Here is a 21,080-nt window from a genome sequence, read left to right as displayed (position 1 = left end):
GCGAGGAGAGGGAGGGATTGAGCATGGCCGGACCGGCAGTGCTGACGGTCGCCGACACGATCGCGAAGAGCCTTGTGCTCGCGGCGGAGACGCGCGGCGAGCGGCCGGCGATCCGCCAGAAGAAGTTCGGTATCTGGCAACCGACCAGCTGGCGGCAATGGCTGCAGATCTCCAGGGAAATTGCCTACGGCCTGCACGCGATCGGCTTTCGCCCGGGTGACGTCGCCTCGATCATGGCCAACGCCGTGCCGGAATGGGTGTTCGCCGATATCGGCATCCTGTGCGCCGGCGGCGTCTCATCCGGCATCTATCCGACCGATTCCGCGACGCAGGTGGAATACCTCGTCAACGACTCCCGCACAAAAGTGATCTTCGCCGAGGACGAGGAGCAGCTCGACAAGATTCTCGCCTGCCGCGCGCGCTGCCCGACCTTGCAAAAAATCGTCGTGTTCGACATGGAAGGCTTAAGCGGCTTTTCCGACCCGATGGTGATGTCGCTCGCCGAATTCATGGCGCTCGGCAGCAATCACATGGTGGGCCGCGAGCCGCTGTGGGACGAGATGATCGCAAGCCGCGGAAGCGGCGACCTCGCCATTCTCGTTTATACCTCGGGTACGACAGGTCCGTCCAAGGGCGCGATGCATTCCAACCGCAGCGTGACGCATCAGATGCGCCACGCCAGCGATTTCATTCCCGCAACCGACGCCGAAGAGCGCCTGGTGTTCCTGCCGCTCTGCCATGTCGCGGAACGCGTCGGCGGCTATTACACTTCACTCGCGCTGGGATCGGTGATGAACTTTGCGGAGAGCCCGGAAACCGTGCCGGACAATCTGCGCGAAGTACAGCCGACCGCGTTCCTGGCGGTGCCGCGGATCTGGGAGAAGTTTTACTCGGGCGTTACGATCGCGCTGAAGGATGCGACGGCGTTCCAGAACTGGATGTACCGCCAGGCGCTGGCGATCGGCTATCGCATGACCGATTGTAGGCTGGAGGGCGAGGCGCCCTCGCTGTCGCTGCGTCTCGCCAACCGTGCCGCCTATTGGCTGGTGTTCCGCAACATCCGGCGCATGCTCGGGCTCGACCGCTGCCGCATCGCCTTCACGGGTGCTGCCCCGATCGCGCCGGAACTGATCCGCTGGTATCTCGCGCTCGGCATCGACATGCGCGAGGTCTATGGCCAGACCGAAAATTGCGGCGTCGCGACCTTGATGCCGTCGGACCGCATCAAACTCGGCTCGGTCGGCAAGGCCGTGCCATGGGGCGAGGTCGGAATCTCGCCGCAGGGCGAAATCCTGATCAAGGGCGACTTCCTGTTCATGGGTTATCTCAACCAGCCCGAAAAAACTGCCGAGACCATCGACAGCAGAGGCTGGCTGCATACCGGCGACGTCGGCTCGCTGGATAACGAAGGTTTTGTCAAGATCACCGACCGGATGAAGGACATCATCATCACCTCAGGCGGGAAGAACATCACGCCGTCCGAGATCGAGAACCAGCTCAAATTCTCGCCCTACATATCCGACGCCGTCGTGATCGGCGACAAGCGGCCTTATCTGACTTGCCTGGTCATGATCGATCAAGAGAACGTCGAAAAATTCGCGCAGGACCACGACATCCCCTTCACCAACTACGCGAGCCTGTGCCGGGCCGCCGAAGTCCAGGATTTGATCCTGCGCGAGATCGAGGCGGTGAACGCCAATTTCGCCCGCGTCGAAACCATCAAGAAATTCTTCCTGATCGAGCGCCAGCTGACGCCCGAGGACGAGGAACTGACGCCGACCATGAAGCTGAAGCGGAATTACGTGAACAAGCGCTATGCCATCGAGATCGACGCCATGTATGGCGAACGCGCGGTGGCGTGAGGCTTACGAAGTTTGAAAAACGGCGAAGGACCAGAGGCCCACCCTTCGCTCAACACGGGCCTAAGGAGAGGAGACTTGAAATGTCGAAATCGTTCAAGGCGCTGGGCCTTGCGGTAGGCGCGCTTGCGCTGTCCCATCTGCCGGCCGCAGCCCAGACCAAGGTCACCAATGAAGGCATCTCGGCAAGCGAGATCGTGATCGGCACCCATCAGGATTTGTCCGGCCCGATCAAGGTGTGGGGTGTTCCGGTTTCCAACGGCATGAAGATGGCGGTGGAGGAAATCAACGCGGCCGGCGGCATCAATGGCCGCAAGCTCAAGATGATCCTCGAGGACAATAGCTACGATCCGAAGAAGGCGGTGCTGGCATCGCAGAAGATGGTCGAGCGCGACAAGATATTTGCCATGATCGGCCCGATGGGTTCGCCGACCGTGCTTGCCGCGCAGGACATCCTGTTCGACGCCGGCGTGCTGCAGCTGTTTCCGCTGACGGCCGCCGAATTCACCTTCAAGTTCGACCCGTCAAAACCGCAGGAGAGATTGAAGTTCAACAACCTGTTGCCGTATGTCGAGAGCACGCGCGCGGCGCTGAAATACTTGATGGAGGCGAAGAATTTCAAAAAGCCCTGCATCATGCATCAGGACGATGAGTACGGCAAAAACGTGCTCGACGGATTTACCCAGCAGCTCGACGCGATGAAGGTCGTGCCGGCCTCCGTCACGAGCTACAAGCGCGGTGCGTCGGACTTCAGCGCGCAGGTGGCAAAAATGAAATCCGACGGCTGCGATCTGGTCGTGCTCGGCACCGTGATCCGCGAGACCATTGGCGCGATGAGCGAAGCCAAAAAGCTCGGATGGGACGTCACCTTCCTCGGCGCCACGCCGACCAACGTGCTGGAAGTGCCGACCTTGGGCAAGGACGCGGTGGAAGGGCTCTACGCGGCGTCGGGCTTTGAAATTCCCTACGAGGACACCGCCAAGGGCAAGGTCAAGGATTGGCTCGCCAACTACAAGAAGATGTTCGGCACCGACGCCAACACCCAGGCCATCATCGGCTACAATGCGGTCGAGACCTTTGCGTTTTACGTCAACAAGGCCGGCAAGGATTTGACCGGCCAGAAGGTGCTGGACGCGCTGGAGTCCGGCGACAAGTTCCTCGATATTTTTAGTTCACCGCCGACAAAATTCTCCAAGACCGATCACCTGGCCAATACGATCACACAGGTCCAGCAGGTCAAGAACGGCCGCTGGGTGCTGGTGAAGGACAATCTGATGTTCTGAGGGGTTGCCGACCATACAACTCGTCATGCCCGGGCTTGTCCCGGGCATCCACGTCTTGACGGCGCATCAGCGAGAAGGACGTGGATGGCCGGGCATAGGCGAGCGGAAGCGACGCCGTCCTTCGGACGGCTTTGCCCGGCCATGACGAATCGATGGAGTCGTTCTTTCTCCAGACCGCCGAGAGCAGCCAACATCACTTCTGCAGCACCCTCAGCATCTCGTCGCCGAGGATCGCCGGCTCTCGCGGGGGGAGATAAGTGAGTCCGGCCGCCCGGCCGAGCTCGGCGATGGTGCCCGCGCCTTGCAAATCGGAGAGCGCCTTGTTGACCGCGTCGAGCAGCGCCGGATCGCTGGCAAGGCCGACATATCCGCGATTGGCGCCGATCGGAAAATAATATCCGGATGGAGCGAGCCTGGTGTCCGGATGGGCCGCGCGGTAGGCATCGAAGCGGCGCAGATCGAGCAGCGTCGCATCAAAATCGCCGCGATCGAGCGCGCCCAGCAGATCGTCCCGGCCGGGGACCAGATGCGTGATGTCGTCGATCAGTTTTCCATCGCCGAACGTCATCAGAATGGCGTCAGCGAGCGTGCCGCTTTCGATGCCGATGCGCAGGCTAGCGAGGTCGCCGACGCCGGCGATGCGGCGGTCGCGCGCCTTCGGACCAAGCACAACGGTCAGCGGCGAATAGATATACGGCTCGCTCGGCGCGAGCACGCCGAGCGGCACGCGGCGCCTGCGATCGTCGCGCGTGGCGCCCTGGAAATCCGGCAGTTTTGCGGTCTTGACGCCGGGCACGACGAGGGAGTCCTTCGTCAGGGCATAGCCGCCGACCAGCGAGCAGCGGCCGTCCGAGAGCAGCGCATTGGCTTCCAGCGCGGGGCTCGAATCCTCGTCGAGCTTGCTTTCGAACCATTGGATCTTCAGCGGGCGGCCGAGTTTTTGAGCGATCGCCTCAGCCAGGGTGACATCAAAGCCAGAGTCGGGCGCGCCGCGATGATGCATCGAAAGCGGCGGCAGATCCTCGTCGAGACAGACCCTTAAGGCCTCATCAGCGGCGGCCGCTGTCAGCGTGGCCACAGCCATGAGCAGAACCGTCGCGCCTGATGCTGCCAGCCAGGTCCTCATGGATTTCTCCGGCTCGACATATAGGCCCACAGACACGCGATCTCATCGTCGCTCAAGAGGTCGCCCCAAGGCGGCATCTTGCCGTTCTTGCCCAACTTCACCGTGGTGAAGAAGCGTTCCTTGTCGTCCGGAAACTTGCGCAGATCGGGGGCAATCGTGCCGGCATTGACCATGTTGGGGCCGTGGCAGTGCGAGCACTTTTGCGCAAACGTAACCTTGCCCTGGTCGATCTTCGCTTGATCGACCTCGCTATCTTGTTGCGCCCTGACAGGACGGACCGTCGTGAGCGCGCTTGCGGTTATCGCGACGGCGGCGAAATACGCCGCCGTCCAGCCAAAACGTCCCTTGATCACTCGCTAGTCCGCCTATTGGGCTTTTACCGCGAACACCCACAGCGATCCGCCGGCCGGTATGTTGGCCAGCCGTTCGTCGCCGGAGAACAGCGAGTACACGCCGCCATAGCCGCTGGCCACGGCGACATACTGCACGCCGTCCTGCTGCCAGGTCACGGGCTGTCCCTCGATGCCGGAGCCGGTCTGGAACTGCCAGAGCTTCTTGCCGCTGTCGGCGTCGAACGCTTCGAACTCGCCGGTCAGCTGGCCCGAAAACACCACCCCGCCGCCGGTCGAAAGCACACCGGAGAAACGCGGGATATCGCTTGGCACTTCCCACTTGGTCTTTCCGCTCAGGGGATCGATGGCCTTGAGGTGCCCGCGCGGCCCGTCACCCCATTCCCAGAGATCGGTGAGGTCCATGCCGAGATACCATTCGCCGGCCTTGTAGGTCACAGGCTCGGTCTTGTAGTGGCCGCCGAACGCGAGCGTATTGGCATAGGCGAAGCCGGTCTGCGGATTGTACGACATCGGCTCCCAGTTCTTGCCGCCGAGAATCGACGGGTAGACCACGACCTTCTTGCCGTCGCGCGCGTCCTTTGAGACGTCGGTTTCGATCGGGCGGCCGGTCTTCAGGTCGATGCCGGTAGCCCAGTTCACCTTCACATAAGGATTGGCCGCGAGCAGCTTGCCGTTGGTCCGGTCCAGGACATAGAAGAAGCCGTTGCGATTGGCGTCCATCAGGACCTTGGTCGGCTTGCCCTCGACGTTAAGGTCGGCCAGCACCATCTCGGCGACCGAGTCATAGTCGAACGGATTGTTCGGCGAGAACTGATAGTGCCATTTGATCTTGCCGGTCTTCGGCTCGAGCGCGAGCACCGAACAGGTGTAAAGATTGTCGCCGGGCCGCACCGCCGAATTGAACGGTCCCGGGTTGCCGATGCCCCAATAGACCGTGTTCAGCTCGGGATCGTAGGAGCCGGTGATCCATGTCGATCCGCCACCGAACTTCCAGGTATCACCCTTCCAGGTGTCGCCGCCGGGCTCATCGGGGCTGGGAATCGTATTGGTACGCCACAGATGCTTGCCGGTCGCCGGATCCCATCCATCGATGAAACCGCGGGTGCCGAACTCCGCTCCCGAGATGCCGGTCAGGACGACGCCGTCGGCGACCAGCGGCGCTACCGTCATCGAATAGCCCTCTTTGATGTCGGCGGCTTTCTGGCGCCAGAGTTCCTTGCCGGTCTTGGCGTCCAGCGCGATCACATTGGCGTCGAGCGTGGTGCGGAACAGCTTGCCGTCGAAAATCGCGGCACCGCGATTGATAATGCCGCAGCACACGATGCGCGGCGTTTCCGCCGGATATTCGACCTTGGTCTTCCAGACCTGCTTGCCGGTTTTGGCGTCGATCGCCATCGTGGCGTTGTGGCTGGTGACATAGATGACGCCCTGGTAGACCAGCGGCTGCGATTCCTCGCTGCGGTCGTCGGCGAAACTATAGTTCCACACCGGCACCAGGTTTTTCGCGTTGTCCTTGTTGATTTGCTTCAGCGGACTGAACCGCTGCAGATTGTAGCCCATTCCATAATTGAGGACGTTCGACGTATCGGTCGCGCCCTTGATCAATTCGTCATTTGTTTGGGCGTTCGCGCCTGACAGCGCGAGGATGGCAAGGCTTACGGCAAGCACGATGCGTTTCATGCGTTCCTCCCTGACGATCTCTTAGCGGATCGGCGTTGATGCTATGCCCGGGGAAACGATGACGTCAATCAAAGGTCGTCGCGAAGCGGAAAAGAAAAAATTCGTCTCGTGATTTTTTTTCGCCAAGCGAAATATCGCCCGCGCATGCGCTGCGACAAAACGATGCAAAATTTTTTGGTAGGCGACGGAACGAATTGGTCGTTGTCGAGTTTAGGGGCCGCTTTGCGACACGCCGAAATCGACCGGCTGGAGTGCGGTCGTGGTGCAGCGCCAGCCACCGCTATCGGTTTTCAGAAACGCGAATGCCTTTTCGACCCTCAACTTATGCGCGACCGGAAAACTGTCCCTGGTTCCCGGCGACGGCGGCGACGACTTCGCCTTCCCCGATTTCGCGTCCCAGCAGGTCCCCGTGCAGCTCGATGCGACCGAACTGCAGACGGCAAACGGAGACAGCACGATCAATTCGACTTCGGCCGTTATCAGCGCCTCTTTTTCCGCGACCTCGTCGTCAATTGGAAACACACGGTTTACGGTGACGAAATCATCGCAGGCATTGGCCGAATGGATTTGCGCGACACAGAGATCGACGGCGTCGGCGTCGGGCAGAGGCGAGAATTGATGCCGGCCAAAGATTTTCTTCGGATCGCCCTTGGCCGCAACGATCTCCTCGGTCTTCCCCTTCATATAGTCGGCTAGACAAGCCTCTGACGCCGACAACTCGTCCAGCGGCACGTTGTCCTTGTCCACCAATCCGCATTTCCGGTCGCGCTCCCTGCTCCATCGCTCATATTCGGCGAGTGCCGCCTTGGCGTCGTCCGGCTTCAATTTGGCGAGGAGGCCGACTTCGAGGCTGTTGAGTTCGGTCTTGGCGATGGCCAGGGCGGGGTCGCTGCAGATGAGCATCCCGGCGGTGGTGTTGGTCGCCAGACAATCGAAATTCGGATCCTCCAAGATCGCGATGCGCTCCTCGGTTTCCTTTAACAGACAGGCCTCGATCGGCTTGAGCTCCTCCTTCGAGATTTTTTGCGAGCCAAAAATGCCGCAACTCGAATTGCGGTCCTTGATCCATTCGGCGTTTTCCTCGATCGCCAGGCGCCGGTTCGGAATCCGGTTCAGCCGCGCCTGGATCGCGCCGTGCAGTTTCTCGACGACGGCGTTAAGTGCGGGCTCGCCGCAAAACAACAGCTCCGCCACGTCGCTGAAAACACCGCAATGGTTGGTTTCGAACAGCGGCAGCGCGTCGCGAATCGAGCGGTCGAAGGAAGGCTGGTCCTCCGCGCAGGCGGGAAGCGCCAGGCCGATCTGAATCGCAACGGCAGCCAGCCCCAGCCCCAATCCCCGCATCCCGGTCTCCGCTTCGAGAAAGCCTGCTGGCTTCATCTTGTCACGGAACATATCATCGAGGCGAGCGGAGACATGTCAATCGCTTTGGCGATTCCCCGCCATTTTCCGGCCCGCGCACGCCGCCGTAACCGGACAGCGCGTGATTTCTAGTCGATGGGCGAGACCAGCCCGGGCTGGGCGGCTAGATCCTGTGCGCCCAAGGGCGCAAGATCGCGGCCGGGCGCGCTGACCAGCAGCGGGGCGTCGCCATACTGCATGACGCCGGATTGATCGATCACGAACCGCGGCTGGTAGTTCCTGACATCGGCGTCCTCGACCATCGCCATCCGGCGATTGTCCAGCATCAGCCAGCGTCCATCCAGCCGCGCCGCTGCGACCGCATGGTCCTCGCCGCGGATGGTGTCGCGCATGATCACGATCCGCAGGTCGTCCGGCGCGACGCCGGCCTGGCGCAGCGCCACGAATTTTGCAATGGCATAGTCTTCGCAATCGCCGGCGCCGCTGGAAAACGTCGCAAGCGGCGAGCTCCAGACGTCGATTTCGCCGTATTGGGCCAGATCGCTCACCGGATGGATCGCCAGATTGATCGCGCGGTTGATCTCGCCGAGACGGGCGCGTCCCTCGCGCGCTCTGCCAAGGTCGACGATGGCGAGAAATCGCAGCGCGGCCGCCGATACGCAGCGATCACGGTCGCCGTCGCAAAGCGCGAGCTGCACGCCTTCGTCGTCGAGCTTGCGCGCGACATCGAGCCATTTTTCCCGCAAAGCCCCGCCGGACAGGACGGCGGCAAACAACCCGAACGGCTCGGCGGATTTTCTGACCAGAGCCGCAGAGCCGGGAGAAAGCAGCGTGCCGGCCGCCGCCGGTCCAAGCCAGGCCATGCCGCAGGCAACCATGACGACGAGCAACGCGCGAGAGTGACCTAGAATCCGCATCTGACGCCCCAATGTCCGGGCATCGGCGGGCTGGTTAGCCAGCTCGTGACCGGATCGTTTCGAGAAGCGACGATAGGCGGGGTGGCTATCATTCTGATTAAAGCCGGCCCGAACCGGCCGGAAAGCCCGAAACAGCCTGAAATCCGTCTCGCCAGTTTGCTGAAAATTTTACGGATCGCCCCTTGCTGTGGCCGAAACAGCGCGCTTAGCCTTGAAATGCCGAGCTAAGGTTGTATTTTCGACAAATTCCGCCGAATATGGCTAATTCAGTGGGAATCGCGGGTTTTGTTATTTAGATCACAGATTTAGCGCAGAGATTGGCGCAGTATCCTGCAAGGGAATGCAGGGGAAAGTTGATGCAAGTATCGGCGCGAGATTCTATACACGGAATTACAGAAGATACCCCACTCATTCGCTACCAATACTGCTCTGCATTAGCCACAACGGCACGTAATACTGGGACATCGCAAGCTCTGCTGGGGCGGATATTGCGTTGCCGGTCTCCGGAAATCGACTTGCCCAAGATTTGCACAAGCAGGAGATGGTTTCGCAACGCGTTGGCCGGTGATAAGCAAGCTTAGACTGTAATTATTATTTGAATATTAACCCTTTTCGGGTGGGGCCATTGAATTTCGTTAGCAAATTCGACGCAAAGCTGCCTGCTGACAGTTTTGGGGCGCATTCCAATGCGCATGCCCATTTCGAGACTGTTTCTCCGCATCCATCCCACATTCCGTCCGGGGCGATTATCGTTCCGGACACGCAGCTGCTTTTCAACGGCGAGTTCAAGCGGTCCGGCGTCGACCTGATCCTTTCCAAGGACGACCACGAACTGGTCCTCCAGGATTACTTCAAGGGCGAGAAGCGCGCGGCGCTTGCTTCGCCCGACGGCGCCCAGCTCACCGGCGACATCGTCAGCGCGCTGACCGGCCATGTCGAATATGCGCAAGCCGGAGGCGCGCCGGCCGCCGCCGCGGTGATCGGCCATGTCACCAAGCTGGTCGGCAGCGCGACCGCGATCCGCAACGGCGTCTCGATCATCCTTAACAATGGCGACAACGTCGAAAAAGGCGACGTCGTTCAGTCCGGCTCCGATTCGACGCTCGGCGTCACCTTCATCGACGGCACCGTGTTCGGCCTCTCTTCGAATGCGCGGATGGTGCTCAACGAGATGGTGTACGACCCGAACGGGTCGAACAATTCCTCGCTGCTCAGCCTGGTGGCGGGCACCATCACATTTGTCGCCGGCGAGACCGCCAAGCACGGCGACATGAAGGTCGATACGCCGGTCGCGACCATGGGCATCCGCGGCACCGCGGTTTTGGTCGAGATCGACTTCAGCATTCCCGGCGCCCTCGCCGCGCCGGATACGAAATTCCAGGTCCTGGTCGAGCCCGACGGCACCACCGGCAGGTATATCCTGTTCGACAAGAACACGCTCACGCCGATCGCGGAGGTCAATCAGGCCGGCCAGCAGATCCACATCCATCAAGGCATCGTCAGCATCACCAATGAGGCGCTGCCGCCGGATGTGCAAAAGCTCATCACCGACGTGTTCGCGCAGAAATTCACCGACAATTCCAACCCGAAATCGCTCGAGCATTTCACCGATTCGATCACGCCTCAGCAGCAGACGCCGATCGTGTTGCCGAATGGCACGACTGCTACCCCGGTCGTTTTGCTGGTGAAGACGGCCGACAATTCGGGGGTTTCGGGCATAACCGGGCCGACGAGCCTCCTGGGGCACATTCCCGGGTCGCCGCTCGTCGCTATCCTCGACCCCAGCGGCCACGTTGCCAAGAGCTTTTCCTTTGGCGAGCTCCCCGGCCAGACCGGCGATGCCCAACCCGACCATATCGTCGTCCAGATCAACTGGGTCGACATCAATCCCGGCGACGTCCCGACGGTGACGGTGGCGGTCGACAAGAATGCGTACGTCTACCATGACGCCCACGGTAACGACGTCACCACCTCGCTGAATGCGCTGCAGATCGCAGACATCCGGGCGGTGGAACTCGATTTCAAGCCCAACCCGGACGCGGGCAACAACAACAACGGCTTTGCGACCTGGACCTACAGCGTCGCCGACAGCAATTTCGATTTCCTCGCCGCCGGCGAGACGCTGACGTTGACCTACAATGTGACGGTCCAGAACAATTTTGCCGGGAATAATGAGACGACCACCCAGTCGTTTACGGTAACGATCACCGGCACCAATGACCGTCCGGTCATTACCAGTGCCGCGCCCGCAGTGGCCTTTACGGGTGACGTCCAAGCCGGGGGATTTCTGGCGCCGACGGACCCGGTCACCGGCAAGGCCGTGCCGGCCAGCGGCATCTTGGCTTTCACGGATCCGGATTTAACCGATACCCATTTGGTTACGGTATCACTCAAGACCCCGGTGTGGTCGGGAGGCGCCGTTCCGCCGACGCCGCTAGCTGCGTTTGAAGCGGCGCTGACGGCCCGGATCGGCACCGACAGCACCGGCACGGGCAACGGAATAGTCACCTGGCAACTGGCGAAGTTGCCGGATTTCCTGGCTGATTTCCTGCCGAAGGGCGAGACGCTGACGCTGACCTATACCATCACGGTCACCGATTCCCTCGGCGCGACGGCGACGAAAGACGTCACGGTCACCCTTACGCACGTCGACCCGCCCGACGTGGCCTGGATTCATCCGACCGACGGCCTCTGGAGTGACGGCGCGAACTGGGAAACCGGCAACGTCCCGACCGCAAGCGACGATGTCGTCATTCCCGACGAGCAGGTCATTGGCGGCACGGGGAAGTACGCGGTCACGATCACGAGCGACGAGGTTGGAACAAAAGCCGTCGCCGCAAAATCAGTGACCTTGGACGCCGCCAATACCACCGGCGCAAAACTGATCAATGAAGGCACCTTGACCGTCGGCGCCGAGGTTCCTGCAGGTAGTGCCGGCGGCCAGCTCGAACTGTTGATCACGAGCGTTCTGCAGAATTCCGGCACGATCAAGCTTACCCATGGCGGCGATTTCAAGGATCAAAGCAGCGCCACGAATTCCGGGACCATCGACGTCAGCGGCGGCACGCTCAACGTCCTGGTGAATGTCGACAACACCGGCGGCAACCTCACCGTCGATGGCCCTGCCACGCTGACAGTCCAGGGCGCCACTATCAACAACGCCGTTCCCCCCAGCGTCATTACCGGCGCCGTCACCGAAGGCGCCACCGTCACCAAAAACGGCACCATCACCAACAACGGCAAGCTCAACCTGAACGGCGACGGCGTTCTGCAGAACGGCTCGCTCGGCAATTTTGGCCAGATCAATGTCAACGGCAGCGGCAACGCGCTGGATGGCGTCAACGTCACCGCCAACAAAGCGCTCGAGATTTTTGCCGACGGCGCGCTGCTGCTCGATCTCGGCACCCAGATCACCAATACCTACGGGACGACCACCAAACTTGGCGGCACGATCACCGTTGACAGCGCCGCCACGCTGACCCTTGACGGGGCCACCATCAACAACGGCGCTACCGGTGGCGGCATCTTTATCAACGCCCTCACCGAGGGCGCCGCCGTCACTAAAAATGGCACCATCACCAACAACGGCACGCTCAACCTGAACGGCGACGGCGTTCTGCAGAACGGCTCGCTCGGCAATTTTGGCCAGATCAATGTCAACGGCTTTGGCAACGCGCTGGATGGCGTCAATGTCACCGCCAACAACGCGCTCGAGATTTTTGCCGACGGCGCGCTGCTGCTTGACCAGGGCACCTACATCAGCAACGGCGCGACCACGGTCGACAGCGGCGGCACGCTGACGCTCGACGGCATTGACGGCGCCACCATCGACGGCGGCAGCGTCACCATCAACATTAACGGCACGCTGTTCCTGGACGGCAACGGCGTTTTGCAAAACGGCTCGCTCGGCAATTCCGGGCAGATCATTGTCAATGGCAGCGGCAACGCGCTGGATGCCGAGACCATTACCAACCTCGGCACCATCAAAGTCGATGGCGGCGCGCTGACTATCGACTCCGCCGTTTCTTTCACGAACAGCGGAACGCTGGAAGCCGTCAACGGCGGTACGCTGACGCTGATCGCGACTACCGTGTCCGACGCCGCGACCGGTGTGACCATGGCCGGCGCGGCATCGCATATCGATCTCCAGGGCGCGACGCTCCTACAGCATACGGTTTCGACCGAGGTTGGCGGAGAGATCGATACCGTCGGCGGGACCAGCAATACGATCAACACCGCGAACGGCGTCGCCGACCTGACGGGCCGGGTCAACAACGCCGGTATCCTTGCGATAACCGACAACAGCTCGCTGACCCTGATCAGCGCCGCTTATATCAACAACACCGGCACCATCGAACTGAACTCCACCGGCCATAACACTTACCTTTATATCGACCAGGGGTTTGCCGGATTTGATGGCGGCGGCCACGTCACGCTGTCGGACGACACGCACAATATCATCGCGGCCATCAAAAGTGGCGACCAACTCACCAACAACAACAACACCATTTCCGGTGCCGGCGAGATCGGGCGCGGCGGGCTGGTGCTGGTCAATAACAGCAATGGCGTCATCGATGCCAACGGCAAGAATGCCCTCAAGCTCGATACGCTCTCGCTGACGAATACCGGAACGCTGGAGGCCACCAACGGCGCCACGCTGCTGATCAACACTACCGTCACCAACTATACCGGTTCCGGCCTCGGCCTGGTCAACGGTACGATCGCGGCGGTTGGCGATCCGTCGGGCACGGCGCATTCGAGCATTGGCCTGCAGGATGCAAAGATCTTCGGCGGCAATATCTCGATCACGGCCCAGGCCGCGATCGTCGCCACAAGCGGCGTCAGCACGATCAACGGCGCGGCGAGCATCACCAACAGCGCCGGCACGCTCGAGGCCAACGGTGCCGAACTCGACCTCGTCAACAGCACCGTCAACAATACGAGCGGTTTGGTCAACGGCGTAAACATCACCGGCATCGTGTACGTCACCGGGACGAACGGGACGATCAAGCTCGAAGACGCAACGATCAGCGGCGGCGGGGTATATACGACGGGCGCGAGCGATACCGTCGAGTCCACCAGCGGTGTCAGCGCTATCAAAAATGCCGCCACGGTCTCCAATGCCGGTACGCTGGCGGCGAACGGCGGCGAGCTCGACCTCATCGGCGAGACGGTGAGCAACAGCGGTGGCACGTTGGAAGCCGTCAACGGCAGCCTGCTGGTGCTGAACAGCACGACGGTCAACAATGGCGGCGGCGCGGTCGAGGCGGTCGATTCCGTTGCACAGACAAGTTCGACAGTCGATTTGCAGAATGCGACGATCAACGGCGGCACCGTCGCCACGATTTCCGATGGCATCATCAACGCGGCGGCCGGCACCAATGCCATTAACGGGGCGATCGTCAACAACGCCGGGACACTGGAATCGACCGGCGGAACGCTGACCATCGACTCGGCTAGTACCGTGAACAACACCGGGGTGCTCGAGGCGAACGGCGGAAGCCTGATCGTCGGCGCCGCGTTCTCGGGCAACGCCCAGATCATCGGCGCTTCGTTGCTTGAACTCGGCGCCGATTCTACGGTTCAGTCTCCAGACCCCTATGGACTGACGAAAATCGCTTTCACGGCCGCGTCTACCGGCACCCTCGAGCTCGATCACTCGAACGCATTTCACGGAACGGTTTCTGGCCTCGACGACAACACGCTCGATCTGCGCGATATCAATTATCTAAGCAGCCCGACGGTCCGTTATGCCGGGAACGCTTCCGGCGGCACTCTCTCGATCTTCGTTGGTGGTGTCGACGTTTCGGACATAAAGCTAACTGGCGATTACACCGGCGTGCATTGGGCGCTTGCCAATGACGGGTCATCCCAACACGGCACAGACGTAACCGAGATTCCCGGAGCGATTAGCGCCGGGCTCGACCCCAACGGCAATCCGTCCGAGGGCAGCGCCATCACTGCGGTCATCACCGATGGCGGCAAGTCTGTTACCAACGCCAAGTATGAGTGGCAGATACAAGACGCCCCGAATCACTGGATCGACGGATCCGGTACCGGGGTGACCAGCGCCAACTATACGCCGGGCGAGACGGATGAGGGCCACGCGCTGCGGGTCTCCCTCACCTTCACCGACGCCAACGGCAACACGGATCACACGACGGTCTCGGCGGGGACGGTCAATCCGGTCTCCGACACGCCGACGGTGACGGTTCCGGATACGTCGAGCGCTGCGATTGCGGTTGACGAAAACAAGACAGTTCCGATCACGGGCGTCAGCGTAACGCCGGCCGCCGGCGACGAAGACGATCCGGTGGCGGCGACGCTGAGCGTGGCGCACGGCACGCTGCATATCGACGATAGCAGTCTGCCGGGTGACGTAACGCTCACAAGCAATGGCACCGGCACGGTGATCGTGTCTGGGCTTGCAACCGACGTGAACACCGTTCTGAAGAGCCTGAGCTACACGCCGAGCGGCGAGTACGAAGGTTCCGATGCGCTGCATGTGACGGCAACCTCGACCGACGGCGGTGCGGCGCCGAGTGGGCCGACCGGCGATCAGACCGTTGCGCTCACGGTGAACCCGGTCGCGGACGCGCCGGCGCTCTCCGGCCTCTTCGTCAACTCCGTCGCGGATGACTTCAGCGGCGCCACGCTCGATCCGACCAAGTGGCACGTCTATGTGCCGACGATCAACGTGGAGGAGCACCATGATGGGTCGGTGACCCAATCCGGCGGCGCGCTTCACATTCAGGACCGCGGAATTCTGCAGACGGTCGCCGGCTTCACGCCGACGTCCGCCACGCCGCTGCATACTTCGTTCACCTGGAGTTTTGCCGAGGGCGGCGACTACCTTGTGGTTACGGACCGCACCGACGGCGCGACCGAGCCAACGTTTGGCGGCGCCCTCAACGGCATCAGTTTCGTCGCCAACTGGCGAATAGGCGATCCCGGCGCGCTTCTGATCAATGATAATGCGACCGGGCAATCGGTGCGCGTTGATGCCTCGCTCAACCCCGGCACAGTCTACGATGTCAGCATCACCGACGATGGCGCGCACCAGACCTTCGTGATCAAAGATCACGCGTCGGGCCAAACCGTTGCCTCCGCGACCGGCAGTTTCGCGAGCGTGGCGGCCGGCAACCTCGTCACCATCACGAACCGCGAAGGCAACGGCGACACACACCTCGACACGATCGATAATTTGTCGATTTCCAACGCCTATCACGGGCTCGAAGACGGCACCGTCACGCTGGCCGGTCTCACCGGGCTGACCGACACCGACGCCTCCGACACGCTCGCGCTAAAACTCTCCGGCTTCCCACCCGGCGCGACCTTCTCGGTGGGCGCCCTGGGTACCGGCGCGGATGACGGCCACTGGGTGATCAGCGCATCGCAGATGGCCTCGCTCGGAACGTCGCCGCTGACGATGACGCCGCCCATCGACTACAACGGCAACTTCACCCTGCATGTCGATGCGACGGTCACCGACCCCGCGGTCGGTGGTGCGACTGACACCAAAAATTTCACCAACGATTTTGCCGTGACGGTGGATGCGGTCAACGACGCGACGTTTTCGCTTGCCGGCCTGAACCAGGCGGGCAACGCGGTCGAGGACCAGCAGATCACCGCTGTCGTGACCGACACGGACGCACCGGCGAGCGGCATCGTCTACACCTTCCAGAGCTTTGACGGCGCGCACTGGAATAATGTGCAGAGCGGCAGCAGTGCCAGCTACACGCCGACGGAGGCGGTCGAAGGCAGCCCGTTGCAGGTGAAGGTGTCGTACACCGACGGCCACAACAATGCCGTGGCCGGCACCGTCGCCGCCGGCACGGTCGCGGAAGCGCCGGCGGGCCCGACCAGCTTTGCCACGACGTTCCTGCACTTCGATGGCAATGCATTCGCCAGCGGGCCGGTGGCTACCACCCATGTCGGCAACGGCGCCAACGACGGCGTCACGCTTGCAGGCTGGGTCGACTGGAACGGCGGCGGCAGTAACTATCAGGACGTTTTCTACAACGGGAGCACGTCGGACGCTGGCTTTGGGGTCTTCGGACTTGTGACCTCGAGCGGTCTTGATCTGCAAATCCTCATCGGCGGCCAAACCTTCCTGGATACCGGTTTCAAGCTGGCTGCCGGTCAGTGGCACAACATTGCGCTCACGCACGTGGCCGGCAGTTACACGCTCTATGTCGATGGCGTGGCCGACTTCACCGCCCAAGCCGGCGCGAACGGTATTCCCGGCCCGGCGCACTACCCGGATTTCATGACGATCGGGGGCGACGGCGGCGAGAATTTCACCGGCTCGATCGGCGACGTCAGCGTGTGGAACGCGGCGCTTACTCAAAGCCAGATTCAGGCGCTCGAATTCACCGCGCTGTCGGGCAGTGAAGCCAATCTGGCCGCCTATTATCCGCTCAATGACAGCAGCGGAACGACCGCGAAGGACCTCGTCAACTCTGCCGGAAACCTGACGCTGCATGGCAGCGCGGTCTGGCAGAGCGGCGATGCGACGATTGCGCTTGGTGGCTTGGCCGGCGGCAACGCCGTCCAGGATCAGAAGATCACCGCCAGCGTGACCGACCAGGACGCGCCAAGCGGCAGCGGCGCCACTTTCACTTACACCTGGACGGTCGGCGGCCAGACGGTAGGCGACAGCGGCAACACCTACACCCCGACGGAAGCGGACGAAGGCAAGGCGATCGCCGTGTCGGTGACGTTCACCGATACTCATGGCAATGCCCAGGCCGGCTTGACTTCCGCCGGCACCGTGCAGGAGAGCGCAAGCAACGATCTGGTTGCTACGGCGAATGCCACCCAGGCGGCGGAAGGCGCCCAAATCAACGTCACCGGCGTGACTGACGGCGGTATCGCAGTCACAGCGGGCCTGACCTATGCGTGGCAGGTTTTCGACGGAGCCAACTGGGCGACCGTCAGCACCAACTCATTTTATGCGCCGACCGAAGGCGACGAAGGAAAATCGCTGCAGGTTGTCACGACCTATAACGACCAGCCGACCGGCAACTCCGAGCAAACCATCAACTCGTTCGGCACCATCGCGGATATTACGCCGAAGCTGACGGCGCCATTCAGCTATTCGGTCGATGAATTGAAGATCGTCAAGGGCGGCTCGGTCGTCTTCGATGATACTTTCAGCCAGGCGCCCCCTGCGGGAGGCACTTTCGGAGGCACTCCCGTCGGCTTCACCACCATCGGCAGCACCTGGACGGAGGTCAACGGCAAGGCCGTCATGGCGTCTACCGGTGCCGTGGCCCTCTCCATTGGCGGAGCCCAGGTCATTGCCCGGCTGCAAACGAATACGCAGGATGAGGCCGTCAGCAATGGCGGACTGAAGGAAAATTCCACGTTCGCGGTGAGTGCGACGTTCGACCTGACCGCCCCAAAGTTCGTCGGCCAGCAATACGGCATCGATCTCAACGATTCGACGGCGACGCATGCGAACGACGAGATGGTTCAGCTTATCGTCGCCAACACCGGTTTGGGAGGCGTGAAAGTCGAGCTCGTACAGGCCGATTATTCGACGACGACGTTCAACGTGATTGCGAGCCAAACGCTCAGCGCGGCGCAGCTGTCAGGCAATACTCAAATTCAACTCGATCTGTCGCATCTCACCGCCAATAGCTCGGCGATCACGGGCTCGTTCGAACTGCTGAATAGCGGCGTTCAAACCTCTACCCAGACGTTTGGGGTAACCGGTCACGTCTTCAACAATGTCACCTATACGCGCGTCGACACCTTTGCCTATGCTCCCGATCAGGTGGCGATCACGGGCGTCGTCACGGAAAGCCAGAAGCTGACGGCGAATGTCACGACCAATGACAGTGACGCAAGTATTCACTACCAGTGGCAGAGTTCGGCCAATGGCAGCACCAATTGGGGCAACATCGGAACCGACAGCTCGCAATACACATTAGGCGAGGCTGACGAAGGACTTCATATTCGCGTGGTGGCAACCACGTCGGACCCCGATAAGAGTTCCACGGCGCAGGTGACGAGCGCTGCGACGGCGTTGGTGGCGGAGAGCCCAAGCGAGAACGCGACGATTGCGCTGACCGGCCTGGATGGCAGCAACAACGCGGTCGCTAATCAGAAGATCACCGCGAACGTGACCGATGCGGATGCGCCAACCGGCAGCGGCGCCACCTTCACCTATACCTGGACCGTCGGCGGCCAGAAGGTGGCAGGCGACACCGGCAATACCTATACGCCGACGGAAGTCGACGAGGGTAAGGCGATCACGGTGGGGGTGTCGTTCACCGACACCCACGGCAATACCGAAACCGGCTTGAAGTCGGCGGGCACGGTCGCCGCCGCGCCGCCGGTGGCGCATGACGACGCCATCTCCAACGCCTCGCCGCCTTCGGGCAATGGCTGGGTGCTGGATACGGATAACGGGCATTATTACAGGTTTGTCGGCGCGTCCTCGTCCGCAAGCTGGACTCAGGCGCAGACGGGCGCCGCGAGCGATGGCGCCTATCTCGCCACCATCACCAGCGCCGCCGAGAACAGCTTCATCAGCCATTTGATCGGCAATGGTCAAACCGCCTGGACCGCGGGCGACACCACGAATGCCTCGCCTGGGGGTCACCCGCACGATCCGAGCACCTGGACCTGGACCGCCGGACCCGAAGCGGGAACGCTGTTCACCTACACCAACTGGAACCCGGGCGAGCCCAATGGCGGGTTTGGCAGCAGCAACGCGGCGATGCAGATCTCCGCGAACGGCACTTGGAACGACGTTCCGATCACCTGGCAGGATGCGGGCTATTTAGAAGAATGGGGCGGCCTGCCGAACCAGATCGCCTTCAATGAAAATACCGGCACGACCCTGACGGCGGCGCAATTGCTCGCCAACGTCACCGATATCGACAACAGCGCTCTCACCATCACCTCTGTCGGCGATCAGAGCGGCCACAGCCTGCACGGCGGCACGGTCAACCTGAACGGCAACATCATCACCTACACGCCGGCGGCAAACTACAGCGGCGCCGACACTTTTGCCTATACGGTCTCCGACGATGGGGTGACGTCGACGGCGCACGTCACGTTCAATGTCGCGGCGCTCAACGATGCGCCGGTGGTGACAATTTCGACGGCCGCGCTCGCCACCAATGAAAGCACGCCGCTTGCCATCAACGGCATCAGCGTTTCCGACGGCGATGCCGGCACGGCGCAGATCGAGGTGACGCTCGCGGTGGCGCATGGCACGGTGACATTGGAGAACGCCGCGGGCCTCGATTCCGTGGCCGGCAACGTTTCCGGCTCGGTCAATCTGTTCGGCTCGCAAACCGCGATCGACACGGCGCTGGCGCACGGTATCATCTACACGCCGACCTCCGGCTATTACGGTTCCGACACGCTGAACGTGACCGCCAACGACCAGGGCCATACCGGGGCGGGCGGCGCGCAGACGACCACCCAGCACATCGCGCTAACGGTCAATGACGGGCCGGTGATCGAGACCGACCAATTCAGCATCGTTTCGAAGGAGAACGGGACAACGACGATTTCGGGCCTGAAAGTCTCCGACTCCGACCCCGCGGCATCCTCCGAAATCTTCAAAGTGACGGCAACGACCACGGGGCCGGGAAGCACCGTGACCCCCGAGACCAACTCCGACACCCTGGGTCAAACCAACGAAGATCTGGCCGAGGGTGTCATCTATGATCCCGGCTCTACGCCGCCTGCGACCGACAAGGTCACGGTTACCGTCGCCGACAGCTTCGGCGCCACCGACACGGTCAATTTCATATTCAACCTCGCCAATCCCCCGCAGACGACGCCGGTGGTTCTGACAGGCACAGCCGGCAAGGACGTGATCTTCGGCACCGGCTATGGCGACATCCTGACCGGCGGCGGCGGCCAGGACCAGTTCGTGTTCAAGCCGAATTCAGGAACCAACGTCGCGCAGCACCAGATCACCGATTTTGTCGACGGCCTGGACAAGATCGACATCCGGCAATTCACCAACATTTCAGCCGCGACGCTTCCGGCCGCCGAACACCAGCAAGGCAACGACACGCTGATCAAGCTCGATAGCCATGACACCTTGCTCTTGAAAAACACCCTCATCGCCAATCTGCACAACAGCGACTTCATCTTCCACGTCTAGACCGTGATGACTTTAGGTTGAGGCGCGGCGGTGACTTCTCCCTCGCCCCGCTCTTGCGGGGAGAGGGTTGGGGTGAGGGGCTGTTTCCGCGAATGCTGAAGCACAAATTATGCGGAGAATCCCCCTCACCAGGATCGCTGCGCGACATAGCCGAAGCTTCGCTTCGGCGTTCTTCTTATCTAAGGACGGCCGCCGTAGGCGGCCTATGCCTCTCCCCGCAAGCGGGGCGAGGTGATCGAACTTGCGCAGGCGACGATTCAACTCAAAATCATCAGGCTCTGGCTCTCGCTTCCAAGTGCGACATGCAGCCGGGAAGAAGCAAAATTCCGCCACAACAACAAACGTGATCAATCCGCCCGAGCGT

The 21,080-nt window shown here is 61.6% G+C and carries 8 protein-coding genes; 3 read left to right on the top strand and 5 right to left on the bottom strand.

The window, feature by feature from the left end; translation table 11 throughout:
* Positions 1-23 precede the first annotated feature (23 nt).
* Complete coding sequence (locus tag B5526_RS14870) at positions 24-1,862, top strand: AMP-dependent synthetase/ligase (RefSeq protein WP_079539078.1); 1,839 nt, start codon at positions 24-26, stop codon at positions 1,860-1,862.
* 80 nt (positions 1,863-1,942) lie between these two features.
* On the top strand, positions 1,943-3,142 hold the full coding sequence (locus B5526_RS14865) for an ABC transporter substrate-binding protein (protein WP_079539076.1): 1,200 nt from the start codon (positions 1,943-1,945) through the stop codon (positions 3,140-3,142).
* Between the two features lie 193 nt (positions 3,143-3,335).
* Here the strand turns inward: B5526_RS14865 and B5526_RS14860 are convergent, their stop codons facing one another.
* The 5 genes from B5526_RS14860 to B5526_RS14840 all read right to left on the bottom strand — a co-directional run bounded on the left by B5526_RS14860 (position 3,336) and on the right by B5526_RS14840 (position 8,580).
* The gene (locus tag B5526_RS14860) at positions 3,336-4,268 is read right to left on the bottom strand and encodes a substrate-binding periplasmic protein (RefSeq protein WP_079539075.1); all 933 of its coding nucleotides are present in this window, start codon (positions 4,266-4,268) and stop codon (positions 3,336-3,338) included.
* Positions 4,265-4,621, bottom strand: coding sequence for a c-type cytochrome (locus B5526_RS14855; RefSeq protein WP_079539073.1), 357 nt, complete (start codon positions 4,619-4,621; stop codon positions 4,265-4,267). The genes B5526_RS14860 and B5526_RS14855 overlap by 4 nt, the downstream gene beginning before the upstream one ends.
* Before the next feature lie 12 nt (positions 4,622-4,633).
* Entirely contained in the window at positions 4,634-6,301 is a 1,668-nt protein-coding gene (locus B5526_RS14850; protein WP_079539071.1) for a methanol/ethanol family PQQ-dependent dehydrogenase, read from the bottom strand.
* Positions 6,302-6,511: 210 nt separating this feature from the next.
* Positions 6,512-7,681 (bottom strand): lysozyme inhibitor LprI family protein, encoded by a 1,170-nt coding sequence (locus tag B5526_RS14845; protein ID WP_244562295.1) that lies wholly within the window; start codon positions 7,679-7,681, stop codon positions 6,512-6,514.
* Between the two features lie 110 nt (positions 7,682-7,791).
* A complete protein-coding gene (locus tag B5526_RS14840; protein WP_079539070.1) occupies positions 7,792-8,580 on the bottom strand; it encodes a transglutaminase-like cysteine peptidase in 789 nt (262 codons plus the stop codon).
* 625 nt (positions 8,581-9,205) lie between these two features.
* On the opposite strand from B5526_RS14840, the gene B5526_RS14835 reads away from it, so the two are divergent.
* Positions 9,206-20,716 (top strand): LamG-like jellyroll fold domain-containing protein, encoded by an 11,511-nt coding sequence (locus tag B5526_RS14835; protein WP_172842043.1) that lies wholly within the window; start codon positions 9,206-9,208, stop codon positions 20,714-20,716.
* Positions 20,717-21,080 lie beyond the last annotated feature (364 nt).

The organism is Bradyrhizobium lablabi (assembly GCF_900141755.1).
GTDB lineage: Bacteria > Pseudomonadota > Alphaproteobacteria > Rhizobiales > Xanthobacteraceae > Bradyrhizobium > Bradyrhizobium lablabi_A.
This window is presented reverse-complemented; position numbering and strand designations above follow the sequence as displayed.